The sequence below is a fragment of the Echinicola vietnamensis DSM 17526 genome (genome assembly GCF_000325705.1).
GTDB lineage: Bacteria > Bacteroidota > Bacteroidia > Cytophagales > Cyclobacteriaceae > Echinicola > Echinicola vietnamensis.
Window position 1 is genome coordinate 5010594 of the sequence record NC_019904.1, and the last position, 26616, is coordinate 5037209.

The 26616-nt window shown below is 41.1% G+C and carries 14 protein-coding genes; 1 reads left to right on the plus strand and 13 read right to left on the minus strand.

Going from position 1 to position 26616, the window contains the following annotated elements; all coding sequences use genetic code 11:
* Positions 1–177: 177 nt before the first annotated feature.
* The 11 genes from ECHVI_RS20420 to ECHVI_RS20475 all read right to left on the minus strand — a co-directional run bounded on the left by ECHVI_RS20420 (position 178) and on the right by ECHVI_RS20475 (position 22411).
* Positions 178–1074, minus strand: a complete 897-nt coding sequence (locus tag ECHVI_RS20420) for an IS982 family transposase (RefSeq protein WP_015264071.1) — start codon at positions 1072–1074, stop codon at positions 178–180.
* A 214-nt stretch (positions 1075–1288) separates the two neighbouring features.
* On the minus strand, positions 1289–2764 hold the full coding sequence (locus ECHVI_RS20425; RefSeq protein WP_015267927.1) for an SLC13 family permease: 1476 nt from the start codon (positions 2762–2764) through the stop codon (positions 1289–1291).
* Positions 2764–3534: an SGNH/GDSL hydrolase family protein gene (locus ECHVI_RS20430; RefSeq protein ID WP_015267928.1), complete on the minus strand. Its 771-nt coding sequence runs from the start codon at positions 3532–3534 to the stop codon at positions 2764–2766. The genes ECHVI_RS20425 and ECHVI_RS20430 overlap by 1 nt, the downstream gene beginning before the upstream one ends.
* Positions 3535–3575: 41 nt before the next feature.
* Positions 3576–4823 carry a glycoside hydrolase family 88 protein gene (locus tag ECHVI_RS20435; RefSeq protein ID WP_015267929.1) on the minus strand — a complete coding sequence of 416 codons (1248 nt, stop codon included), beginning with the start codon at positions 4821–4823 and terminating at the stop codon, positions 3576–3578.
* A gap of 47 nt (positions 4824–4870) precedes the next feature.
* Positions 4871–6721, minus strand: a complete 1851-nt coding sequence (locus tag ECHVI_RS20440) for a sialate O-acetylesterase (protein ID WP_169316426.1) — start codon at positions 6719–6721, stop codon at positions 4871–4873.
* A 182-nt stretch (positions 6722–6903) separates the two neighbouring features.
* The gene (locus tag ECHVI_RS23115; RefSeq protein WP_015267931.1) at positions 6904–11199 is read right to left on the minus strand and encodes an Ig-like domain-containing protein; all 4296 of its coding nucleotides are present in this window, start codon (positions 11197–11199) and stop codon (positions 6904–6906) included.
* A 208-nt stretch (positions 11200–11407) separates the two neighbouring features.
* On the minus strand, positions 11408–13048 hold the full coding sequence (locus tag ECHVI_RS20450) for a RagB/SusD family nutrient uptake outer membrane protein (protein WP_015267932.1): 1641 nt from the start codon (positions 13046–13048) through the stop codon (positions 11408–11410).
* 18 nt (positions 13049–13066) lie between these two features.
* Positions 13067–16387, minus strand: a complete 3321-nt coding sequence (locus tag ECHVI_RS20455) for a TonB-dependent receptor (RefSeq protein WP_041740111.1) — start codon at positions 16385–16387, stop codon at positions 13067–13069.
* 138 nt (positions 16388–16525) lie between these two features.
* A complete protein-coding gene (locus ECHVI_RS23120; RefSeq protein WP_015267934.1) occupies positions 16526–17665 on the minus strand; it encodes a FecR family protein in 1140 nt (379 codons plus the stop codon).
* Positions 17666–18021: 356 nt separating this feature from the next.
* Positions 18022–18579: an RNA polymerase sigma factor gene (locus ECHVI_RS20470; RefSeq protein WP_015267935.1), complete on the minus strand. Its 558-nt coding sequence runs from the start codon at positions 18577–18579 to the stop codon at positions 18022–18024.
* An 802-nt stretch (positions 18580–19381) separates the two neighbouring features.
* Positions 19382–22411: a TOTE conflict system archaeo-eukaryotic primase domain-containing protein gene (locus tag ECHVI_RS20475; protein WP_015267936.1), complete on the minus strand. Its 3030-nt coding sequence runs from the start codon at positions 22409–22411 to the stop codon at positions 19382–19384.
* 176 nt (positions 22412–22587) lie between these two features.
* Here ECHVI_RS20475 and ECHVI_RS20480 point away from each other — a divergent pair, with 176 nt between their 5' ends.
* Complete coding sequence (locus ECHVI_RS20480; protein ID WP_041740115.1) at positions 22588–23805, plus strand: RNA-binding domain-containing protein; 1218 nt, start codon at positions 22588–22590, stop codon at positions 23803–23805.
* A 770-nt stretch (positions 23806–24575) separates the two neighbouring features.
* Here ECHVI_RS20480 and ECHVI_RS20485 read toward each other — a convergent pair.
* On the minus strand, positions 24576–25952 hold the full coding sequence (locus tag ECHVI_RS20485; RefSeq protein WP_015267937.1) for a sensor histidine kinase: 1377 nt from the start codon (positions 25950–25952) through the stop codon (positions 24576–24578).
* Complete coding sequence (locus ECHVI_RS20490) at positions 25949–26614, minus strand: response regulator transcription factor (RefSeq protein WP_015267938.1); 666 nt, start codon at positions 26612–26614, stop codon at positions 25949–25951. The genes ECHVI_RS20485 and ECHVI_RS20490 overlap by 4 nt, the downstream gene beginning before the upstream one ends.
* Positions 26615–26616: the final 2 nt, after the last annotated feature.

Here is a 26616-nt window from a genome sequence, read left to right on the forward strand (position 1 = left end):
CACTCCAAATCCTCATAAAATTGGTTCGAGAAAAGTTTATGAAGGACACGAAAAAGCCATTTACAGAACGTAAAGGGCTTTTTTATTGGATTTGCGAATAGAATGGCGAGATGTTTTAAAACACACGATAAGCTACCCTCATTCCATGGGTTTTAATCAATTAACCTGAGTTCGATTTTAAAACAGGGCTATTTGGTTAGTTTGGACTGTTTGGTATTTGATTGCGGGCTTTTTAGGGAAAAATGAGTAGGCAATGAGTCCTGAAATCATGTTGGTGATGAAATTTCCAAAAGAGCGGTGCCTGGAATGTTCGATCTGACACATGTTTTTCAATTCATCATTTACCGTTTCAATAACAGATCGTTTTCTGAGCATGATTTTGTCCTTCATTTCCATAAGGACATTCTTCATATTATTCCTAATATTGGCAATTAGGTGAAGCCCGTCTGAAAACAACAATTCGGTCAAATCCTTTGAAACATAGCCTTTGTCCGCATATAATTTCCCCTTTAGGTTATTTACGAAACTTTTGTTCCTAAGCGGCTCCCTGTCATCAACATTGGCCTGGGTGACCACAAAGTTTAACAGCTCCCCTTTGTCATTGATGACCAGGTGGAGCTTGAAGCCGAAGAAATATCCCATGGTGGATTTGCCCACCTGGGCAATATCTTTGAAAACCTTGTTCCTTTTTATCCTTTTGTTTTTGCATACCCTGATCGGAGTTGAGTCGATAAACGCAATACCTGTCCCCTCTCCTAAACAACAGGTTTTCAGGAATATAGTCATCGGAAGGGTGGCGGATTGCATCAGTTCAACAAACCTGTTGTAGGAAACGGTCTGGGGGAAAAGGTGTTTTTTATGGACTTTGATAAAATAGAGATAAAAGTGTTTCATGTTTCGGAATCCCCCGGTATGGAACATCACCATAATGGTAATGACTTCGCTCAGGCTCATTCTGGGCCTTCTCTTGGGCCTGTTTCCAAGAATATGTTTTTCAGTGGATTTTTCAAATTGGATGCAGAATTCATCGATAAGATAGAAAATTTCGGTAATTTTGGAGTCAGTTAAGGTCATGTTTTAGTAGTTAATGTATTGAACTTCAACACTTTAATATAACGAAAAAACATGGCTTTTTCTATGTTTCTAATTATAGTTTTTAATTAAATACATAGAAAATATTATCTATATATGTGAATTTTTTTATAAAATAAATTTTAACATTAATTTTTGTGTTATTCTTGCTTGAACGTTTCTTGGCGGACAATTTATGGGGAATTATTAATCGAACTCAGGTAATTAATACTTTAGAAAATACATCAGCTTCAAAATTCCAAAAGGCATCTAAAAGGTAGTAGCTCACAATTGTAACCAAAAGAATAGAAAAAATATTCATCCAGAAACCAGCCTTAACCATGTCTGGAATTTTCAAATAGCCTGAACCAAACACCACGGCATTTGGTGGAGTGGCCACAGGAAGCATAAATGCACAAGAGGCAGCAACAGTTACTGGAACCATCAACATAAATGGATGTGCATTAAAAGACATGGCCAATGGCGCCAATACCGGCAAAATCATGGCTGTGGTGGCCAAATTGGAAGTGATTTCTGTAAGAAAATTGACCATGGCGACCAAAATCAATATCATCAGTATCATGGACATGCCATTCATCTGTCCCATCTTTCCGGCAATCCACTCCGCAAGACCTGTAATACCAAAACCCTTGGCCAAAGCCATTCCTCCACCAAAAAGTAAAATAATGCCCCATGGGAGTTTTACAGCCTCTTCCCAATTGATCAGTTTTCTCTTCCCGCTTTTACTTGGCAAAACAAACAAAGTAATGGCAGCCATCAATGCAATCACGGCATCGTCAATACCCGGAAGCAACCTTTGGATAAAGGACCTTAGTATCCATGCCGCTGCTGTTAAGGCAAATATGATCAGCACCCATTTTTCTTCAAAACTTATTTTGCCCAAGGCCTTCAACATTTTATTGATCTCCTGTTTTCCCCCTGGAAAATCCACCTTTTTACAGTCGAACGCATAAGTGGTCAGGTATTTCCAACAAATGATCAGCAATAGCATGCTTAAAGGAAAACCAAATTTCATCCAATCAAGAAAGCTCAGTTTCACATCATATAATTCTTCTATAATCCCTGCCAGTACCAAATTTGGGGGCGTGCCGATCAATGTGGCAAAACCGCCAATAGAAGCACTGTAGGCAATCGCCAACATTAAAGCTTTCCCCACCTCTTTTTCCCTGTTATCAGGATAGATATCACTCACTTTTGCAAATTGATTGACAATGGCCATCCCTATGGGCAGCATCATCACAGCAGTGGCTGTATTGGAGATCCACATGGACAAGAAGGCCGTCGCAAGCATAAAACCCAGCATAATACTGTTCATATTGGAACCGATCAGGGAAATGATGATCAGGGCAATACGTTGGTGTAAGCCCCACCTTTCAATGGCCAGGGCCAAGATAAACCCTCCCATATAAAGAAAAATATACTTATGACCATATGCCTCGGTAGTAATACCGATTTCTACCGCTCCCGTTATTGGAAATAAAACAATAGGAAGTAATGCCGTCACAGCTATGGGGACTGCTTCCGCTATCCACCAAATGGCCATCCATAGCGTCACCGCTAACACCTTCAAAGCCTCCTCACTCATGCCACTTGGAGGATCCAACAAAATCAACCCGATAAAAACCATTGGGCCTAGAATAAGTGACCACTTTTTACTGAAAGTTTTTCCCATTATTCCTGCTCCATAGTTTTAACAAGCACCTTATCTACCAACTGATGGATAAATTCAGCCTCACCTTCAGGAATAATAGCCAAAAAGATTTCCTCTCCATCCTGATCAACCCAAGAAAGCCTTCCCGACAAACCTTGGCTTGCTTTGCCGCTCAGTATCCTATAAAAAACACAGGCTGTAAGATAAGTCCCTATCTGAGAGGGATGGCTTCCGTCAGGATCAAACAAACTTAAATCTGGACGTAATATTCTTGCCTGTCCCCATACTTCCCCCACAGGGGCCAAATCCACTCCTGTGCTTTTGGCCAAATCACGGTATCCTTCAGAAATGGTCTCTTGCATTAAGGGATTCCAGTTCCTGGCCCAGGTCATATAAAGCAATGGTTTCGCCCCCTTTGCTTTCACCAGCTCTATGAACTTTTTACCATAATCCTCAAATTCCACAGGATCATTAATAGTGCTCTTGCTGTGGTTTTGAAGGACAACCACATCCCATTCCCCTTCTGAAATCATTTTCTTTGTTTCCAAGCCACGCTCACCCTCCCAATGTTGCTTGAGTGTGGCTCCGCCCAAAGTTGATTTTCGTGTAATAATGGACATCCCCTGATCCGCTGCAAGAGCACTTACCATTTGAGGCAAATTCCAAAAATAAGTATAGCTGTTTCCTACAAACAACACCCTCAATGTCTCCTTCTCCTGACCTAAAACATTCAGGGAAAGCAATAAGGCCAATAATAAAAGATTGGACTTCAGATAATTGAATTTCAACATAAGTACTTTTTTAGTTTTTGTTCATCAAGATAAAACATCACCTACCAAGTTAATCCTGATCCATTATTCATGTTTGATAAGGCATAGTTATTGGCCCGGATTAAGGCCTCCACATAATAATAATCCGCATAGACCAAAGGGACATCTACTTCAGCGTCATGAGGCTTTGAGCCTACACTATGGTCCAAAAGAAAAGGTAATTCCTCTCCTTTCATGCGGTAGGTTGAGGAAGACAAATGCTTCAGAATGGTATTTGCTGCCTGCCAATATCTCCTAGTCTGTTCCTGACGGCTATAGGTGGAAAGTTCCAATAATGCAGCAGCGATCACAGCGGCTGCGGAAGCATCCCGCGGTGTATTTGGGATCTTGGGATCATCAAAATCCCAATAGGGAATTTTATCCTTAGGCAGCCTTGGATGATCGAGAATAAATCTAGCGACCTTCTGTGCCTGCTCGAAAAATACCGGATCAGCGGTCTCCCTATAGCACATGGTAAAACCATACAATGCCCAAGCCTGCCCCCTCGACCAGCTGGAGTTTTTTCCATATCCCTGATGGGTAGTTTTCAGTCTGGACATTCCGGATATGGTATCATAATCGACCACATGGTAACTGGAATAATCCGCTCTAAAATGATTTTTGAGTGTAGTATATGCATGTGCTTTTGCCACTTGATAATAACTCGAATCCCCTGTAAAGCGTGTGGCTGCAAACAATATTTCCAAATTCATCATATTGTCTATGATGACAGGATATTGCCAAGTTTCCTGGTTAAAGTCCCATGAACGAATACAAGCTATCTTTGGGTCAAACCTCCCCATCAATGTGTTAGCAGTTTGTACGATGATATTTCTATCGCTCTCCTTTTCTTGGACTTTATAGGCATTGCCAAAGCTGCAATATACCTTAAACCCCGTATCATGCGTATGCCCATCATATTTTTCCTTTTCTATAAAGGCTGTCCAAGTCCTGGCTGCGGACAAGAGTGCCGGGTTTCCTGAATAACCGTACAGGTACCAAAGCGTACCCGGGAAAAAACCGCTGGTCCAATCCCTGGAGCCCACTCCTGCCAAGTCGCCTTGTGCCCTTAATGAGCGGGGAATCATGGTAGAATCCACTTCCAAAAGCTCTAATTTCCCTGCCATCTCTAAAACGATCCTATCCAACTCTCTCGCATATGGATTCTTTTCAGTCATTTGTGCATTTGTGCGCAAAGGCAGCATCCACAAGGACAGTACAAAGATCAATAGGCCAATGGATGATACGACCTTGACAGGATAGGCTAACATGGATATTACTGGTTGACTATTCATTAAGATATTTCTATTTATATATTTTATTCTGTAGATACTTTCCAACTATCCGTTCTAAATGGACTGGCGGGTAAATGCACACTATTGTACAGATTGAGTGCTCCGGGATTATCTGCCCAAGCATACCTTACGGCCTGGGGTCGGACTACATACTGGCTACTGACCAAAATGGTTGAATCAGATTCAAGGACTGCCTTGGCCCAATAAAACTGTTTATCCTTGCCAGCGATGGCAAAACCTCTCAGCTCCTTATCATTCTTTCCAGTCGTCATCCCATCACCAATATTTGAAAAGACTAAACGCAGCTTATCTCCCAAAACTTCCTGTCGGGAATAGGTTGGACCTGTGCTCAATATATCATGGTGATATGTATTTGAAAGAGCCTCTAATGCCAATCTTCGTCCCACTTCCTGCTTGTTTTTGGGATGTATATTGTCTGCTTCTCCCAGATCGATGGCCACGGCCATTCCCGTATGAGGCAATTTTAAGGCGGCCATTTGGGATTCCCGTACTTCTGCCCAAGTACTTTCACCGGGACTTGTTTGTTCAGCCCTATAATTGGCCAGTTGAACAAAGTAAAAAGGAAAATCACCTTGTCCCCAGTGTACTCTCCAATCCTTGATCATGGCGGGAAACATCTCCCTGTAAGCATATGCCCTTGTAGCGTTGCTTTCTCCTTGATACCAAATAGCACCTTTGATACTAAAGGGAATTAGCGGTTTTATCATCCCATTAAAGAGTGTGGTCGGAAAATTATTTGGATGGATATTCTTGGGAGCAATGGGCAAATCCACAGTTCCAATATTCATCTCCCACTCTCCTGATAAGTCCAACTTTTTATTTTCCAATGCCAAATTCATCTGTTGGGGAGTGCCTTTAAAACCACCGGTCCAACCTTTGTCTTTTACCCTTACTATGATGGTATTAAGCCCTTCATTCAGTACTCCTTGTTTGATTTTATAAGACCTCAGGGGATCGGTTCCGATCATCGATCCTACAAGTTGTCCATTCACATAGGTAAAATCTTCCTCATCTATTCTTCCTAAGGAAATTTCAGCATCCTGATTTGCTTCATTTTCTGAAAGATAAAGGGTCTTCTTGAACCAAATAACCCCATCTGTATTTGGGACATCTAAACGTTCAAATACTTCGGGCAAAACCACAGTACTACTATTTTCCCATTCAATTTCAGGATTGGACCAATTTTCCTGCAAGCCCAGGTCCAGTGAGTCGATAGCCTGCAGCCAACTATCTATGGCCAATGAAGCTATTGAGGTCATTTCCTTTAAATTGATGCTGTCATATGCCGCAATCTTAGCCCTATGAGAAGGGAATTGACCTATCATGGCTGCGCTTGTCCAGGCCTCTACATTGGTACCGCCCCAATTACTGCTGATCAAACCAATGGGCACATCCAGTTCCTGTTGCAATTCTCTTCCAAAAAAATACCCCACTGCTGAAAAATTCTTAATGGTCTCCGGAGAGCATACCTTCCATGCTACGCTATCAGGCAAAGATTCAGAGGGGGATTGCTCCATTTGATGCGGTACATCAAACAGTCTTATTTGGCTATAATTGGCCTGACGGATTTCTTCACTGGCATTTCCCGCCCTTTCGAGTGGCCACTCCATATTGGACTGACCGGAGCAAACCCACACATCCCCAAGCCACACATCCTCCAATTTCAGTGTACTATCCGCAAGCACCTCCAATTGATAAGGTCCGCCCTTCTTCTGGGCAGGCAGCTCTACTAACCAAGTGCTATCTTCTCCTACTTCGGAACTCGCCGTAAAACCATTCAGCTTTACCGTCACCACAGTTCCTGGAAGGGCCTTTCCCCATATGGGAATGGGCTTTTCCCGTTGCAATACCATATGGTCTGAAAACAGGTTGTGCAATGTTACACTTGCAGGCCTATCCCTACAGGCCATCATAGTACATACCGCTAGTAGACAAAAAAAACTCGACAAATGTTTTCTTTTCATCTGATGATAATTTTTATGGTAGTTAGCCAGAGGTGAATTCCTTCTAAGTCCCCACCTCTGGCTAATTTGGATTATTTTACCTTCAATTTGCCCATGATCAAATGATCCTCACTTTCCGTCACCACAGAAAGGTGATAGACAAATAGTTTTTTATTGGCTGCATTGGATTGGGAAAGATCCCAATGGATTTCATGGTATCCCGACTCTACTTGCCCTTGATCCAATCGATTAATTTCATTTCCATTTAAGTCATAGATGACCAAAAGCACCTGGGATGTTTCGCTTATTTCATAACCTATGCTTACTTCATATTCAAATGGATTTGGATAAACTTTCACCTTAGGCTTTTTGCCTGTCTTGACTTTTTTATCCTTATTTTCACTACTTGTCGTATCCCCTATGGACTCCTCCACTACATACGAAGCATAAATGGAATAAAGGGCATCTCCCTGACTCCCGCTGCCAAACTGCTCAGGCATTCCACCTGTCCAGTTGTCACCCGAATCAAAACGCCCGGGGCTACCAGATTCATAATAAATCGATGTCGGACTTTCATACACCCAAGCCAACCAGATGGTCTCTCCGACCCCCACACTGATAGCAGACTCCAGCAATACCTCCTGCCAACCATCAGTTTGACTGACAGGAGTCAGTGGAGTTATGGCAATCCTATTGGTCGGTGTACTATCTCCTTCATACACTGCCAAAAGCATGTTTCCAGTTCCTGCCCTATGGTACATGGTTACACTTTCTATCTTACCATTTTCAGGCATGGTATAAGGCACTGCCCTTCTGTTGGCATTATTGGTGGCACTGGCCAAACGACTGGTAATTCCCACAGTATTGAGCAGGGAATCAGGTGACTCCACTGTGAAATTGACCAGCTCAGAGAACACCTCATTAGAAGAGCTATCCATAGCGGAAGCATATACACTATAGACACCAGGGAAAATATCCTGCCATGTAAAAGTATAGGGGGCAGTATAAACAGCCTGCAATGGAACGCTATCTTGATAAAAAATCACTTGGGACAGGCCTTCCATATTAAACACCTCCGCTGTCATTTCAATAGCTGCTGGTGCGTCATATACAGCCCCATCCAAAGGACTGATCAGGTTCACAGCAGGAGCTGCGTCCGGAATATAAGAGGCATAAATGGAATAAACAGCATTTCCCTGGGTGCCTGAACCAAATTCCTCAGGCATGCCACCACTCCATGTTTTTCCAGAATCAAAGCGTCCAGGACTTCCTGATTCATAATAAATGACCGTTGCATTTTCATATACCCAAGCCAACCATACCGTTTCTCCAGCATTTACGCTTATGGGAGTTTCTAACATCACTTTCTGCCATCCATCCACTTGATTTACAGTGGTAAGGGGTGTAATCGCAATTCTGTTGGTCGGCACACTGTCTCCTTCATAAACTGCCAACAGCATATTACCGTTACCCGCCAAATGATACATACTGATGCTTTCTATTGTTCCATTTTCAGGCATGGTATACGGTACCGCTCTTCTATTGATATAATTGGTCGCACTGGCCAGACGATCGGTAATTCCAATTGTGTTGAGCAAGGAATCGGGAGATTCCACCGTGAAATTTACTATCTCGGATACTACTTCATTGGAAGCACTGTCCGTGGCCACAGCATAAAGACTATATGCTCCAGGAGAAACATCTGCCCAATTAAAGGTATACGGTCCAGACTGGAGTGTTTGTAAAGGTAGACTGTCCTGAAAGAAAGTCAGCTCCGACAGTCCCTCAATATTGAGCACTTCTGCCGTCACTTCAATATCTGCAGGTGCTGAAAAAACCGCTCCTTCTGCCGGACTAGTAAGATTAACATAAGGGTTTGAAGTGGGCACATAAGAAGCATAAAGGGAATACATGGCTGTTCCCTGAGTGCCACTTCCAAACAAAGCAGGCATTCCCCCTATCCAAGCGATATTGGAATCAAATCGACCAGGGCTTCCCTTATCATAGCGAATCCCAGGGTTACTTTCATACAACCAAGCCAACCATACCGTTTCTCCAGCACTGACTTCCACACTGTCCAAAAGGCCAATGGTCTGCCAACCTTCCACATTGTCCACAGGAGTCACCGGTGTAATGGCCAACAAACTATCTGGGGCCGAGGTGCCATTATAAATGGCCAAAATCATTCCGCCACTGCCTGCATTATGGTACATGGACATACTTTCTATCCTTCCATCCTCAGGCATCACAAAAGGTTGCGCTCTTCTTTTATTATTGGTGGTATTGATTCCCAACACATCGGTAATACCTACTGTACCCGGAACCAAGTCCTTCTCAGTGATGGTAACCATGCTGGTATCTGAATATGCAACCGCCCCTTCATTATCTTGTACTGTTGCGCTAAGTGAATAAGTACCTGCACTAACATTTACCCAATCCACCGTAAAAGGAGAACCATTTGCACTTCCCACCAAATTGCCATCCACGAAAAAATTCACATGTGTTACTTCCCCATCAAGATCGTTGGCAGATGCCAATAATTCTACCAGGGCCAATCCAGGGTTAATTTCCAGTATTCCTGCTGATGGATTTGTCAGTTCAATACTTGGGGGGATATTTTCAGGATCCAATGAGGCAAAAATAGAATAAACCTTATTTTCTTCTGTAGTGGCACCAAAAGTCAGAGGCATTCCACTTTGCCAAGAACCTGATGAATGATGGACTCCAGGGCTTCCCGACTGGTAATGAATCCCCGGATTATTTTCAAAATTCCAAGCTAACCATATCTTTTGCCCCAAGTTGACTTCCACTAAACTGTCCAAAGGAAGGTGCTGCCAACCAGCAGTTGCATTGACGGCTGTAATGGCTGTATTGCTCAATAAATTAGTAGGAGCCACTTCCCCTTCATAGACCCCCAGTAACATATTTCCTGTTCCTCCTTCATGATAAATAGAAATTTCGTTGATGGCACCTGGATGTGTTACCATCACAGGAATAGCACTTCTGTTACTTGCCGTGCTGATCATTGGATAAATTGCTGTATTGCCCAAAGCAATGTCTCCATCATTGACGATTACAGAACAGGTAGCTGTCTTACTACCGTCTGTACTGACCACTGAAATGATCCCTTGCCCCAAGCCTATGGCCCTTAGCAAACCATTTTCATCCACCGTCACTACATTGGTGTTTGATGAGCTCCAGGTCACCGACCGGTCATTGGCCATTAAGGGCAAAACCTGATCCACTAGCTGTTGTTTATCCCCCACTTCCATCAATACCGAAGTTAAATCCAAAAGGACTGTATCAACTGAAAAAGCAGGAGCGCTGTACCAATTTTGTGGCACATTCGGGTTTGGTCCAGGATCCTGATCCAGAATGGTCAATGCCGAATTGTAGAGCGTATTGATACCATTATCATAAGTATTGTTATTGTAAACGTAGGTGTCAAAGCCCAAACTTTTAAAAGAATTGCCATATAGCCCTCGTTCTTCACAATTAAAAACGGTATTTCCGATGATATAACATCCAGATCCCCCGAACATGATCCCATTATTGGAGCTTCGCTCTTCATAACCTCCTGCCACATTATAGATGATATTGTTTTCCACCCAGGTATCGCGCCACTCATCCAAACGGTAATCATTGGTAATGGAAACTGAAGCAGCTTCCACGGTCACCGCCGCTTGGTTATACTGTGTAGCCGTTCCAGGTGCAATATCAAACATGACATTATCCCTGACCGTCACATGGAAGCTCTCTCCCTTGATATTGATGGCCTCACCATTGCCGCAATGATGAAGTTCATTGTTTTCTATCCAAATATTTTCACAGTTATCCGGAAAGGTCGTGTAGGCATAATTGCCTGTGCCCACATAGATGCCTTCTCCATATTGGGAGTTTCTTAATCCAGTATTATAAATATGATTCCCAATAATATCCACATATGAACAGCTGTAATGAACATGTATGCCTGCCTGTCCTGGTCCACTGATGTCGTTGTTGAGGATCATAATATGGTCACTTCCCTCTAGAACTATTCCGTTTAGTCCTCCTCGAACAAAGACACCTTGCAGCACTATATAACTGCTATTAATAATCTTAAAAGCCGTACCAGTATTGGTTACCGTTTCGAAAATCACTTCTCCGGTTCCATCAGATTTGATAATCAGGGGCGCATTCTCTGTGAATTGTCGATTTTGTATCAACACTTTACTGTAAGTACCTGGACTGAATACCAGTTCGTCTCCGCCATTTGCGTTTTGAATAATGGCAGCCACATCATCTCCAGGGTTTACCTGAATTACTCCGGCTTTTGCGGTCTGTGCACCAACGAAGGCCATGCACAATAGCAGGAATATGGTGATATAAATTTGTCTATATTTATACATGTTTTTGGGTTTTATTGATGATTTGAAGGTTATAAAAGGTCAAAATCAAGCCTATTTTCTAATAGGATTTATCATTAAGCTGCGTCAGAAATATTTTGGATAAGGACATACTATTCCCCTCAGCCTAAAAAAGGCGCTAATGCTGAATGATAATGGTTCCTAGAGGCACAGCCTCCAGGAACACATCAACCGTTTAGCCTAAAAAGAATTACCATCCGGGGTTGTTCGAATTGATATTGATATTATTATCAATTTCTTCCTGTGGTATAGGGAACAAAGGATCCAAATTAAGTTTTCCAATAGGATGATCGTATTTAAGCAGCGAATTATCAGGTAAAAAGTCTGAATAAAAATGCCGCTTCACCTTGGTACCATCACCAAAAACATCATCAATTTCACCCCATCTGATCAGATCAAAAAGGCGCAATCCTTCAAAAGCCAGTTCTACCCTTCTCTCATGGCGAACCACTTCTACCAGATCACCACTGTTTACCGGAGGCATGTTTACCGAGGGTCTAGCCCTTACCTTGTTTACCCAAGTATAGGCTTCTGCATCACCCTGTTCTGCGAGGGCTTCTGCCAAAATCAGGTAAAGTTCAGACATTCTCATCACAGGAACATCCTGACCGGACCAGCGGACATTTGCCAAATTAATGACTGTCCTGATCATCTTTCTAACATTCATGCCCGATGGAGACCAACGGTAATCATACTCCACCATATCTCCTGCTGAATACACCACATCCCATCTAAGCGTATCCCCATTCTCATCCAATTTTTGGTGTCTATAGGAAAAGTCTTCACCTGGATATATCTTATAATCATCACCAGGAGCAAAAATGGTATATTCCCTTCTGGGATCGCCTGCTTCAAAGGCGTCATAAAGATCCCGCTGAGGCAAAGCATAGCCCCAACCATCCCCGTCAATGGCCGTCTTAAGTTCTGCAGGCAGGTCCCTGGTCAATCTTTGAACCGCATGGTTTCCACCGTGGAATTCATCGTTTTCCACAAATCCCCAATACCACAATAACTCAGGATTGCTGTCCCCTTCATTTTCAAGGGCCCAGATAGCCTCGAAGTCATCCATCAAATGCTTACCAGCTGCTTCTGCAATTTCTATGGCTTCCCTGGCGGCAGCTTCTGCATTGATCCAATCTCCTAAAATCAAATAGGTTTTGGCCAGCATGGCGGCTGCAATGGGCTTTGAAGGAGCTCCTGGGAAAATCGGTTGGTTCTTCAGGTTTTCTTTGGCAAAAGTAAAATCTGCAATTACTTGCGCCAGCACCTCATCCTTGGGTGATCTGGGCAAATGGAAATCATCAAAACTACCCGCCAAATCCAAATACAAAGGCACATCCCCATATAACATGGTTAAAAACTGATAAGAATAGGCCCTATAAAAAGCCGCCTCTCCCAGATAAGGTGCCTGCTGCTCAGGCGTAAAACTTTCGTCTGTAGATTGTGGAATATTGGCTAGGGCAAAGTTAGCCGCATTGATACACACATAAGGGTATCTCCACCAGCTTTTGACATTTTCATGGGTAGGTGTAATGTTCCACTCCTCAAGGGCTATGGAAGCCGCTCTCACTGGACGCCAGTAACCATCATCCGTAAGGGCATCCAGATGGATCGTCATATCCCTATAAAGCATATTGGCATTACCTCTGTGCCAAGGTTCATAACAGGCATTGACCGCCGCTCTAGCAGATTCCGGTCCTACAAAAAAATTGGCCGAATTAGGTCTATCCAAAGGATATCTGTTCAGAAATTCCTCTTCATTGCAGCTGGACATTAGCATGATCAAAGAAAAGAAACTCGCTATATATTTTATGTTTTTTATTGAATTCATGGTTTAACTCTTTTGGGTTTAAAATGCTGCTTTTATACCTAGTGTAAGCGTTCTGGGGATAGGTACCCCAGTAACGAAGGCATTCAAACCAGATCCGGTGGCAGTGGCATTGCCTACTTCTGGATTATGGTTTTTGGTAAAAGTATGGGCATTTTGCACACTGAAGTAAACACCCAAATTGTCAATTTGAGCTTTTGAGATCAGCGCTGCAGGCAAATCATAGCTCAAGGTAATGTTCTGAATTCGCAGATAAGAGGCATTTTCCAGCCAAAAATCCGAAAACTGTTCATTTCCACCGGAACCATTTTTGTTCAAAAGCGGAAAGGTTCCATCAGGGTTTTTAGTAGGGTGATAACGGTCATAAAGTCTAACATCTTCATTTTGGGCAAAACTGGTCATCAACTGAAACAAGTCAGTGGACTGGCCCGGTCCAAAATATTCATCAGAACCATGCGAGCCTTGTAACTGAATGGATAAACTAAGGTTCTTATAACCTCCGGAAATCACCCCTCCGTAAAAAAATTCAGGGTACCTGCTTCCGATGATGGTTCTGTCGGCTTCATTCACCACACCATCAGGTTCGCCCGTCAAATTTCCCTCTGCATCATACCCATTGATATCCATCAGGGCGATGTCTCCTACTTTTTTGGTGGGGAAGCTCCCTCCTGCATATTTGTCCAATTCGCTTTCCTCACGGATAAGTCCATCTGACTTATAGCCAAAAAATGAATGGGCCGGTGCTCCTACCTTATGTTTATAACTGATCCTACTACTGCCCAAATTGATTTCTTCCCTGCCTGCCAAATCAGTCACCTCATTTTTAATTTTGGACAGGTTAAAGCTGACATCATAAAACCAATCTGAATTGCCTCCTCTTGCTCCCAAAACCACCTCAAAACCTTTGTTTCTTACATTGCCCCCATTGATCACCGGAAAGCCGGACAATCCAGATGAGCGAGGAATGGGCTCTGCAAAAAGCATATCAAAGGTGTTTTCAATAAAGTAATCAATAGAACCATAAAAACGTCCATTGATTACACTGGCATCAATACCGAGGTTAGCCTTATTGGCTGACTCCCAAGTCACGTCCCTGTTGACCGCTGAGGTCATCGTATAACCCAAAGCAGGTTGATTATTGGATACGGCACGTTCGCTGGTAAGGGTTGCACTGGTCCCGTAAATCCCGATGGAATTGACATTCCCCAAAGAACCATAACTGGCCCGCAACTTCAATTCTTCCAATACAGCACTGTTTTCCAAAAAAGCCTCTTCAGAAATCTTCCAAGCAATGGATCCTGAAGGAAAAACTCCCCATCTATTATCCTCCGTAAGTCTGGAAGTACCATCTCTACGGATAGTACCGGTAAAAAGGTATTTGTCCTTGAAGGAATAATTCAGCCTTCCAAACATGGATACCAAAGCCCAGTCCCTGAAAAAGTTACTATTGATCTGGCTGGTAGGATCTCCTGCATCCAAATACCGGATGTCATTATTAATCGTACCAGTACGTTGAGCTGAAAGGGTTTCTGCAGAATTTTCTTCTCTGGAATAGCCCAACAAAAAGTTAAAAGCATGGTCCTTGACATCAAGTTTGTACTTTAACAAGTAGTCATTGCTCCAATAAACATTTTCATAGGATTCCTTATAAACGGTATTGACATTAGTACCTCCCCATCCATACTCTGGAGGTACACCTGGAACAAAATCAGATTGTTTTTTCCCCGAATAGTTAAGACTTCCCCTCACCGTAAATTCCAGGTTTTTCACCGGAGAAACGGTGATATAAAGGTTTCCCTGTAATCCCTTCCAAATGGCTTCCTGGCTGCTATTTTGTGCCTCCCATATTGGATTGGCAAAGAAGTGCTCCAAGCCGGGATTGTGAATGATCCCCCAGTCTCCATCTTCCTCCTTATTTCTTGTAAGTGGCACCTTGGTTAGTGCTTTTCTATAGTAGGTTTGGTCTCCCAGCACTTTATTAGAGCTAATGTTCAGGGAATTACCGAATTTGAACCAATCTCGGATCTTGTGATCGGTATTGATTCTGAAAGTATATTTCTTTTGTCCGGTACCAATTACCATCCCATCCTGATCTACTAAATTGGCAGACACAAAATAATTGGAACGCTCAGAACCTCCTGCTACCGATACATCATATGATTGTATACCGCCTTGTTGTAGCATCAGGTCTTTCCAATTGGTATCAACACCTTCATAATAGGCCAAATCACTTTGCTCCCAATCCAAGGGGATATTGGAGTTCTCATAAGACTCTGTCCAAAGCTCCAAAAACTGGTCTGCATTCAACAGTTCATGCTTCAAGTTACTCTCATTGCTTACTCCCCAATAAGCATTAAAGGTAATTTGAGGTTCAACATTTACTCTTCCTCTTTTGGTGGTGACCAAAATAACGCCATTGGCCGCTCTGGCCCCATAGATGGCTGAAGCAGAGGCATCCTTTAGTACAGAAATTGACTCAATATTATTTTGGTTGATATTTTCTATACTATTAGTGATCACACCGTCCACTACATAAATGGGTGATGAACCGCTCCCGTTTCCGGTATTGATCGAACCGATTCCCCTGACCGTCACATTAAAGCCAGATCCAGGCAGACCTGATCCACTTGAAATGGATACACCGGCGGCCCTACCCTGAATGGCATTTAATGGCGAGGTACCCGCTATTTTATCAAAGTTTTCGGTATCCACAGTACTCACTGCTCCGGTCAAGTCACTTTTTTTGACACTACCATAACCGATGACCACCACTTCATCCAAAGCCTCAACATCAGGCAAAAGGGTAATATTAATTTCTTCCTGCCCTGCTACATTTACTTGTTTGCTGACAAACCCCAAGAAGCTGATTTCCAAGATAGCATCAGAAGGAACGGATAAACTATAATCACCATTTACATCTGTGACTGTACCTTTGGAAGTACCTTTTATCAGTACATTCGCACCCGGCAGTCCTTCCCCGTTTTCATCGGTCACGCGACCTTTCACCTGAATGGGATCCTTAGCTGTCTGAAAAGTTTCTTTTGGAGGTGCTTCACCTTCTTTTTTAAAAACAATGGTCTTATCCCTCAAAACATAGCTATAGCCATAAGGAACTATTAATTTGTTAAAAATGGTGTTTAAGGTGGCATTCTGAACATTGATGCTCATATTGGGGAGCCCTTCAAACAAATCACTGGGGTACAAAACTTTGTACTTACTCTTTTTTTTGATTTCCTTGAGAATGCTCTCAAAGGATTCATTTTGGACATTGAGGTCCATGGTCAAGGTCTGTGAAAAAACATTGGCCGAAACCTCCATACTCGCGACTGCTAACAGCAACATCGTCAACAAGAAGGTTTGGAAATATTTTTTCCGGATTTTTTTGGGTATTATTGTATCCTTGTTAAACATAAATTTTAATTGTAAAAGGTTAAACATTTATTTAAACAAACTCAAGGAGTGTTGGGAGCACTCCTTTTTTTATTTCACGGTTACTACATTTTTATCTAATTTAAATTCTACAATTCCTGAAGCTTCCAACATTTTCAAAAACTCTGAAACGTCATCATATCTGGCGATTTCCCCTGTAAACTTTTTTGTCCTAATAGCCTGATTTTCACATTCCACTTTTATGTCATACCATCTCGATAGCCTACCGAGCAGTTCGTGCAGTTCCATATTATCAAAATGCATAATGCCGTCCTTCCAGGCGATAAAGTTTTCGACCTCCACCGTTCTTTTTTCGATCATGCCCGTAGCTTTGGTCAAGCTACTTTGTTCGTTGGGTTGAAGTATCAGTTGCTCGCCTGAAGCTGGCTGTATGGCCACACTACCTTCTATCAAGGTGGTTAAAATCCTGTCCTCGTCCTTATAAGAAGTGACATTAAAGGATGTACCTAAAACGCGTAATTCCTGAGATTGGGAATGGAGAATAAAGGGGCGGTTTGCATCCTTTGCCACTTCAAAATAAGCCTCACCGGAAAATTCAACTTCCCTGATTTGGTCTGCAAATTTTGAAGGATACTTAATTACAGACTCTGAATTTAGCCATACCTTAGTTCCATCTGCCAATTCCAAATTGAAAGATTCTCCTCTTGGAATGACCAGAATGTTCATGGCTGACTTGCCCTTTGTATTGCCTTTGCTTTCATATTCAATCTTATTTCCCAGTGCAGAAACTGCTGCTTCCTCATCATCGATGGAAAAGGCACTGTCCTTGTCAAAGTTGATTTGTTCTCCTCCCGATGTAAAAAGCTGCACACTTCCTGTATTCTTGGACAGTTCTGTCAAAAGCTCTTCATCAGGCAGTTGGGAAGAACTGAAATTATCAATACTTAACCATAAAATGGTCCCGGAAAAAATGAGTAGTAGGATTACGGCTGCATATCTCCAAATTTTGAAATCTCTCTCTTTCTTAAAAGTTATTCCGCTTTTTAAATTTACTAATGCATCATCTTTAAGTAGCAGCCTGGGATCTCTTCCCGATTTATAATATGCCAAGGTTCTGGCATAATAATCCGCATGCTTGCTGTCTGATGCTATCCATTCCTGAAGTTCTTTTTCTTCAACATTAGACAGTTGCCCATGTATTTTTTTCCAAATGAGAAGGTAATCGATCATTTTATTGTCCTTTATCACTTAAAGGACAGGAGACTTCAAAAAAGGGGTGACAAAAAAAATATTTATTTTTTTACTAGACCACAGTATAATCATTTACAAAAGTTCATTTATCCCCTAATTGTATCCAGGAATTCTGGCCAGGAACCATTATTATGCCCAGTTCATGTCAACTGGTCCATTTCCAAATATAAAACCAGAAATAAGCATTAGCCTCTTCTATGCAAAGCCCCCCAAGTATCTCGGTCTGAAAGTGCTTTGGCATTCCATCATTTGGCCTGAGGATAGTTTGTGATATAGGAAGAAAAAAGCAGTGATGGGAAGTAGTTGTAATAAGAAGGAACGGGGCTAAATAATCATCAGAGGAAAAATATAGAAAACAATTTGGGGTTCATTTCATTCCTCAACTTGGATTTACCCCGCTTCAATTGTGTTTTAACGGTATTTTCAGAAAGGTTAAGTGTTTCTGCTATTTCTGCTATTTTTTGGCCTTTGAAGTATTTCAATACAATAATTTCCCTTGCCTGTACTGGTAGATTACTTATGGCCATTAATAATTCTTCTTCAAGTACATTTTTATCGATTTCTTCTTCCCTTGATAGATGCACCAACATGGCCTCTATATATAGGATTTTGTGCTTATCATAGACATCAATACTTTTTAACTTGTTCAGGCACCTGTTCTTTACCGAAGTATAAAAAAATCCATCTAAGGTGCCTTTCAGTTGAAAACTTTCCAAATTCTCCCAAAAATGGATAAAGAGGTTCTGAACAAGATCTTCTGCCTCGCTGGAATCCAACAAAAAAGTAAATGCATAATTTACCAGGTTTTTGTAATACCTATGGTATAAATAATCAAAGCCCTCCTCTGTTTTCTTCTTTAAATTCGATATGGTAAGATTTTCGATTTGTCCCAAAACCGATACAATAAATAGTTATGATTCAAAACAAAACATTAAAACTTAAGTCTTTCACAACACAATAAACCAAAATAATTAATATTAAAAAAAACAAATCAACAAAGAACAATAGCTACACAAATAAAGGACTCAATACATTAATAGAAATATTATTTTGTTTTTACAAAGTAAAAAACTATATCAAAAACTATACAATATCATTTTATAAATTTACCAAACATTCCTTTGATTAGAATGAGTGTATTTGATAATCCTTGTCAATGGAAATCACCTCGATATTGTAAACATTATTTACTTTTCAAAATTCTATTATTGTTTCTCCTAATACTTCACATACTTTTTGAGCTTAGCCTTAGAACATATTTTTTTATAAGCCAGTGGAACAGTATTTGACCATATTCACAGATAGTAGTCTTTCAAATGCCTAAACTGATCTATCATTTCCATCTCTTCCAAAAAAGAGTTCGATCCATGTACCTCTAGCTCCACGAACCAAAAACGAGGTGAATTTTCGCCTCGTTTTTTATTTTTTTTACATAAACAAATTAACAAACATCGTTTTCATCTATATAATAAGCTGATAATTCGAAAAATGAATTGCCAAAAACCTATTCCATCAAAAATCAAAATACTGACAACAACCTTCAAAAATCATATAATTTAACAAATGGTTCGGTCAATCTCATTGGCTTAGCTAGTAGGAATCGAACCAAATTTCAAATAAAACTCCCTGTAAATTCCAATAATTATTTTGAATTAATGCGCCAAACTCTTTTTAAAAGCCAAATATCAAACACATCTAAACCAACCGTTCTTCCAATTGCCCCTTCCAAAGGATATATCCCTTTCTTGGATCCGAATAATCATGGTTTAACCTACTGAAACTTTCCGGAGAGCTTTCTATAAAGGCTTGTCTTCCCTTATCTTTTATATTCTGAAGGTCCGATTCTACCTCATTCAGTCTTTTTCCAAGCAGGGATTGGGAAATTCCTCCTCCATTAACCATGATTTCCGTGTGCCAAATATAGGTAGCCTCTTCCGTATCCAAGGTTTCTAAAATGATATGGTGAAATTTCTTACCTTTTAATAGAAATACGAATGAAAAAGGTTTTAATATAAACCTTATTTTTAACAATGAACCTTCGTGTTTTGATGCCAAGTACCTCAATTGTCTGAAATGCCTGTACTTTTCATCTCCAATTAGGTTATTGATCAGTTGCTCTTCGGTAAAATGAGAGCCGGGAAATTGATTGGATTTTCTTAAACCTTCAAGATCAGAAGTGGCCCTATTGTCATTTTGATGATTTGGATCATTTTTAATTTCATCGATGGCAAACTGAAACCTGACACTCTCAATGGTATCTTGATTAATTTTTCCCAAGTCTTCGGATTCAGCTCTTTGGGTCACTAACATTCCATTTTCAAATTCAGCAAAAATCTCCACATTGGCATATTTCATTTTTAGTGACTTCGAGAAGTAGGGTTTTAATACTTCAATCTCAGGACGGACGTATTCATTTTCAAGTTCAAATTCAATTTCTGTATTGAGTTCTTGCACGGGATAATTAAAGGCAATGCTACCATACCTGAAATCCAGTTTGTCCAATGCAATTTTAACTGTCTTGTCGATGGTGACAGCACTCATTTCTCCAGATTCGCTTAGATCCATAAACAAGTCGGCTTCTTTCTTAAGTTTTCTATAATAGGTATTCCTCTTCAAAAACAAACGATCAAGATAATCAACCAAATAATCCCGATAATCATATATCACAGGAGCCAGTTCGGAGCGCTGAACCCTCCCTATATATTGGATAAGTTTGCCCTTGAAAGAAAAAGGATAGACCAAAAACAGCCTTGATATGTTATTCAAATCCACACCTTCCCCCATCAACTGTCCGGTAGTAATCAAGACCTGGAAATCTCCTCTGGATATCTGGCCCCATTTCCCCTTGCGGCTACGTTCATTATCTTCCCCACTCAAAGTGATTACTTCAAAAACCCCTTTCAAATAGTGGTTTAACGTAGCGATATGCTCTCTTCTTTCTGTAATAATCACTACACTTCCCCCTTCATTCACCTCTTTTATAACATCTTTGATGATGAGCTGATTTCTGGCTGAATCGTTCACCAATATCTTTGAAAGTGTCTCAAAACTATCAGTTTTTGGATTGAACGGTACTTGCAAGGCGGTCTTCCTCACTTTCACCGTTGCAGGCCGGTAGTTTTTGGTTTCCTTGGGATCAATACTGGCAATTACATCACCCAGATAAATAAAAATGAGCCTCCCGTCATTTCCCTTTCTAAATGGTGTCGCCGTCAGCCCATACAGGTAGAAAGTAGAGAGCTTGGACAAGCTGTTCCGAAAACTCTCTGCTGATATGTGGTGGCATTCATCAATTATGACCGTACCGAATGCGTCATAATATTCACTTGATTCAGGTTTGTCCAAAAACTTGGCCAGACTTTGGAACATTGCGACGGTTACTTTTTTACCGATTTTAGCACGCCCTTGTCCAATTCTTCCTATCTCAGCCTTCCTCAATCCCATAAAAGACTGGATCCTTTCCAGCCATTGTGCCATAAGTTGTTTCCGATGGACGATAATAAGTGTTGGTTGTTTCTTATTGGCTATTATCTGTAACCCTATTATTGTCTTTCCTGTGCCCGGAGGGGCTACAATTATCCCAAACTGCTTCTTTTCCGCTGCACAGACTGTTTTCTCCTGATGTTCCCTTAGTCTAAAAGTGGTGTTAAAGGAGATTGTCTGTTGCAGTTTTCTTTCATCTTTAAATTCAAACGGAATGTTGTGGGCTGTACAAAACCTCGCCAACCTACCCATAATACCCCTAGGAATGACAACCTCATTTTCAGTTTCATCAATCAACCGAAAATGAGATGGTGTACCATGGGTGCTTCGTCCAACCTTCTTCTTTACGAAATAGGCTGAATTGGAAAAATTCAGTTCTTCCTTTAAAAAATCAGTTAACTCTATTGTAATTGCAGACTTATTGAGTCGAATATTGTTACTCAGTTTGATCAATAACTTCTTTGAAGTATTGAAATCTGATGGGCTTGATCCATGGGCGACCAATATTAATTGGTCATATAAGGCATCTAATCGGTCCACTGAAATCTTTTTGACGGATTTCAGGAAAGTCCACTGGTCCTGATATGGTTCCATATTATCATTCAGGAAACCACCATTTCCTTTTTCCAAAACAGCTTGGTTTAGCGGAAGCGCAATTAAATTACCAAGCCCTTTCCCGGATAGATAATCCTGATTTGGAAACAGCCGGTCAAAACTGGAAAATTTATCAAATTCAGAAATCGATTGGGATTCCTTTAATAGATGGACAAGCAGCTTTCTACTTTTTCTTGCAGGATAAGGGCTCGCGAAAAATATCCAAATATGCCCTCCATTTCCGGATCTTGATCTTTCAAGATATGAAGGAATGTTTTTGGATTTACACAGCCCCATTACTTTTTTGCACTCCCCTTCCCAATTTTTTCCATCAAAATCGGCAGCAATAAACCAGGAAGTATTGTCCTGTAAAAGAGGGTAAATACCGATATGGTGTTCTCCATTAAGATGCTTCAGAACTTCAATGCCTTTTAACGGGATATAGCTTTTGTCCTTGTAGGTTTTGAATGTACCACCATTACGTTTATGGCGTCGATACATATAGGGATCATAATGGTATGCGGGCATATATCCGGCTTTGGCTCCCTTCTCCCAGCGAACAGCGAAAACATCTGACCTACCCTTAAAGAGCCCATTGAATATTTCCAGTTTATCCGATTCTGAATAAGTGATTACAAAATTCCCCATAAATTTCTTTGATATCCTTTTCTGTTTGCCAATGACTTCAAAATGTCACATAATATAGATTTCAAGCGATAGGGGAAGTTAAGAAATCAAGATTACTTTATTATTCTTTAAGCTTTTGGTTAATTTGTCTATCTATATCCATCCAAAAAGTTCCGTATAACTGTCACAGTAGAAAAATGCTCTTAATCGATCAAATTCAAAAAGGAGAAAGTAAAACGCTCGAATTAAAAGAAAGCCTTCCAAAAAATGAAAGTATCGCTAAAACAATAGTAGCTTTCTCAAACACAAGTGGCGGCAAACTGATCATTGGAGTGAATGATCAATTAAGCATTGTTGGCATTGATGATTCAATGTTATTTGAAATACAGGATAAGATTGCATCAATTATTTCTGACAGTTGTTTCCCTGGGATTATTCCTGATATCTACAGTGTAAATATAGAAAACAAACTGGTCTTAGTTATTGAAGTAGTTCGTGGCAATCAAAAACCTTATTTTTTAAAAAGCAGAGGAAGGGAAGTTGGTTCCTATGTCAGAATTGGTGCCACCAACCGTCTCGCAGATTCCTCTACAATTGCCGAGCTTGAACGTCAAAAACATCATATAAGCTATGATGAGGAAGTATATTACGATCTTGAACTCAATAAACTTGACTTGTCCCCTCTAATTGATATATTCAAACAAGTTGGTAACCCCTTAAATAATGAGAAACTAGAAAACCTAAAGCTGATAAAAACCTCCAATGATAAAATATATCCCTCAAATGCCTTAATGGTTATTCTAGGGAAACTTCCACATTGTACCATAAAGTGTGCCCGCTTTAAAGGAACTACCATGGAGACTTTTATTGATAAAAAGGAATATAGTGGGGATATTTTTACAGCTCTTGAAAACACCCAAAATTTTGTTTTGAACCATATCAACCTCCAAGCTGAAATAAAAGGGCTTTACAGAGATGAAAAATATGAAATTCCCGTGGTCGCTTTAAGGGAAGCTTTGGTCAAGGCGATTATTCATCGGGACTATGTCAACCAAGGCAGGGATATCAAAGTGGGTATTTATGATGACATTGTAAATATTGTATCGCCTGGTAGCTTGCCCAATAACATTACCATGGATGATATTTTTAATGGTCGTAGTGAAGTTCGCAACAGAGTACTGGCAAATGTATTCAAAGAGCTAGGTTTGATCGAGCAATGGGGAAGTGGCATTAACAGGATCATCAGCGCTTGTAAAGGTTATGGACTTCAAACACCAATTATCCAAGAGAAGAATGACTATTTTGACAATGAATTTATTCGGCCACAGGAAACTTCATCCTTAAAGGAAAGTATTGAGCAAGACCAATCAATAAGACAGGATCACGAACGGTTACGAACGATTACGAACGATTAGAGGAAGAAAAACGAACCATCCTTTTATACTTACTTGAAAAAGGAAAAATCTCAAGGAAAGAGGCTACGGCTTTATTGGACTTAAAAAACACAAAAACCTACGAAATTCTCACTGAAATGGTAGCGCAAAATCTCATTAAAAAACAGGGCAAAGGAAGAGCCACTTATTATGCACTTAGGTGACTCCCCTAACTTTGATCACCCTTTCTGATTTCATATATCCGCCAAAAGCCTTAAATCCTCCACTAAATGGTGGATCAAGCCATATTTCGGGGGCGAGAGATATTGTTATTTAGGGGAAAAATGATTCGCCACGAAGGCTCAAAGGTACAAAGGAATTATTAATGAATTTCCTTGTAGATTACAGCATCCATTTCGTAGCTTGGGTACATTTTTATTTAGCCTAGGTTTTGCCATCGATATAGGATTAATTCCTGTTATTTTGGTCAAGTCATTTTTCTGAGGAGATGAACAAGGATTTACCCTGCCTAAGCATCCTATCTGTCTTTATCAGTGTTCATCCGTGGCCAAATTGAAACCAAAAGTGACAAAGAACATATTTACCCTTCGGTAATAGGCTAACCCCCATTTTTTCCGCTTGATCCCAAATGGTTCGAATTTGCTCTTATCAACTCCACCAGAGGATCAAATAGATTTCTCCCTGAGTTTCAATTGTTTTTATTCCCTATTCACTCCCTTACCTGACATTCCCGTTACCATTTATGAATTCGGGCCCTTGAGAAAGGCAAATTGCTCGAAATGGACCTCTTATTAAAACGAAACTTTGACGGCAGTCCATTTTCCCAGTTCACTGTCAATGACAATGTCAGCGCCTATGGCTAGGGCTGCCTTTCGAGCAATCGAAAGGCCAAGCCCCAATCCTTTGATCTGTTTGTGCTTTAAGTAATCAGACCTAAAAAAGGGATTATAGATATAGTCCAAGTCTTCTGACTTGATGCCTACTCCCTGATCAGTCACCTTGCAGAAACATCCCGTACGGTCACCGTTCAACTCAATGACCACTTTTCCTCCTTCATGACTATACTTAATCGCATTGCCCAAAATGTTATCCAGCACGATCGAACCATAATAATAAGGCACTTCGAAACTACCCCAATCGTTGGATTTCATGGAAATCACCAATTTTTTTGCTTTAATGGCCTTATGTTGGCGAGACAGTACCTCATCTGCCAGCACGGCTATCGGAACTTTCTGTTGGAGACTGGGATCCGAAGCCTGCCCATTTCTGGCTAAAAACAGTAATTGTTCCACTATTTCCGACATCCTATCCACTTCATCAAGGCTATTGCGAATCTTCTCCTCATAATCTCGGATATTTCTTTCCTTTCGTACAAGGATCTCCAAGGTCCCCCTTAAGGTCGCCAATGGCGTACGCAACTCATGGGAGGCATCAGCGGTAAATTGCTTTTCCCGTTCCATGGCCTCTTCAATCCTATTGAGCAATTCGTTAATTGACGTGGACAGGTCGTAAAGTTCATCCTTTTGGGTGGGCAGCGGAACTCTTTCTCCCAGGTTGTTCTTGGTAATCCGACCGGTTGTTTCGATAATCGTAGAAATGGGACGAATGCTCTTCCCCGCTAAATACCTGGATATAAAAAAAAGTACAACCATGGTGAGGGGAAAAAGCCCCAAAAGTGTATGGCGCAGGTTAGACAGTACCATTAAGGAAGATTCTATGGGAATGGCCGCGACAATATGCCCCCTAACGGTTCCTTCTTCTTCGATATTGATCTGGATTTGACGAATTGGCCGGTCCTTTAACCGCGTATTATAGTGCACATCATTCGGGAAGGCGGGATTTATGATCAGGTGATCTTCCTTTAGATTGGGGGACTTGTCCATGATCTTTCCGTTGGTATCCATAAGTTGCAAGAAAACAGGATTGATCTGGACTTCCCTGTGCTCGGTCTCTTCCCATTCCTTCTTGTGTGTAAAGTAAATGGTGTCGGCGACTACCGCAATTTCTTTCAGGTGCTTATGAGCCTCATAGGAAAGACTATGGTCGAGACTGTCGTACATGGTGTTCTTTACCATGAAATAGATAAACACAAAAGCCAGAATACTAATGACCGAAGTGGCCATCATATAATAAAGGGCAATCCTGTTTTTAAAGTCCAACTTCATCATTCCTTGGCAATATACCCCACTCCCCGGATGGTCTGGATATAATTTTCATTTTCATCCAATCGGAGTTTTTTACGAAGTGCATTGATGTACACGTCGATTACCCCAGTGCTGTAATCAAAATTGATGTCCCAAACGTGCTCGATGATCTGGGTCCGTCTGCAAACCTTTCCTTTCTGGCGAAGCAGGTATTCCAACAGGGAAAATTCCTTTTGGGTCAGATAGATTTCTTCACTTCCCTTGATCACTTGATGTGTCCCTGTATCCAGACGAATATTTCCTATGCTGAACACTTCATGTTCGCCTGATAGCGGCCTGAGCTGTACCTTTACCCTTTCCAGCAGTTCTTCAAAATGAAACGGTTTTTTGATATAATCATTTGCCCCGGCTTGGAGACCAAAGACCACATCGGCTACCTCATCCTTGGCTGTCAAAAAAATAATAGGCGTATGTTTATTGATCTTTCGAAAAGCTCGACAAATTTCCATGCCACTGATTCCTGGCACCATCCAATCCAGCAAAAGCACATCATAATCATCGGAAACAGCTAGGTCCAACCCCTTATCCCCATCCAGGGCAGAACTGACCTGGTACCCCTCTTCCTCAAAGCCTTGTTTCAAGAAATTTACGATGCCAGGTTCATCTTCTACAATCAACAGTTTCATAT

Bases quoted from the DNA above. Each gene is read 5' to 3' on its own strand.
- ECHVI_RS20440 (WP_169316426.1), bottom strand. From the start codon at position 6,721: ATGGTATTGCAACGGGAAAAGCCCATTCCCATATGGGGAAAGGCCCTT.
- ECHVI_RS20455 (WP_041740111.1), bottom strand. From the start codon at position 16,387: ATGTTGCTGTTAGCAGTCGCGAGTATGGAGGTTTCGGCCAATGTTTTT.
- ECHVI_RS20475 (WP_015267936.1), bottom strand. From the start codon at position 22,411: ATGGGGAATTTTGTAATCACTTATTCAGAATCGGATAAACTGGAAATA.
- ECHVI_RS20480 (WP_041740115.1), top strand. From the start codon at position 22,588: ATGCTCTTAATCGATCAAATTCAAAAAGGAGAAAGTAAAACGCTCGAA.
- ECHVI_RS20425 (WP_015267927.1), bottom strand. From the start codon at position 2,764: ATGGGAAAAACTTTCAGTAAAAAGTGGTCACTTATTCTAGGCCCAATG.
- ECHVI_RS20450 (WP_015267932.1), bottom strand. From the start codon at position 13,048: ATGAATTCAATAAAAAACATAAAATATATAGCGAGTTTCTTTTCTTTG.
- ECHVI_RS20420 (WP_015264071.1), bottom strand. From the start codon at position 1,074: ATGACCTTAACTGACTCCAAAATTACCGAAATTTTCTATCTTATCGAT.
- ECHVI_RS20430 (WP_015267928.1), bottom strand. From the start codon at position 3,534: ATGTTGAAATTCAATTATCTGAAGTCCAATCTTTTATTATTGGCCTTA.
- ECHVI_RS23120 (WP_015267934.1), bottom strand. From the start codon at position 17,665: ATGATCGATTACCTTCTCATTTGGAAAAAAATACATGGGCAACTGTCT.
- ECHVI_RS23115 (WP_015267931.1), bottom strand. From the start codon at position 11,199: ATGTATAAATATAGACAAATTTATATCACCATATTCCTGCTATTGTGC.
- ECHVI_RS20435 (WP_015267929.1), bottom strand. From the start codon at position 4,823: ATGTTAGCCTATCCTGTCAAGGTCGTATCATCCATTGGCCTATTGATC.
- ECHVI_RS20485 (WP_015267937.1), bottom strand. From the start codon at position 25,952: ATGATGAAGTTGGACTTTAAAAACAGGATTGCCCTTTATTATATGATG.
- ECHVI_RS20490 (WP_015267938.1), bottom strand. From the start codon at position 26,614: ATGAAACTGTTGATTGTAGAAGATGAACCTGGCATCGTAAATTTCTTG.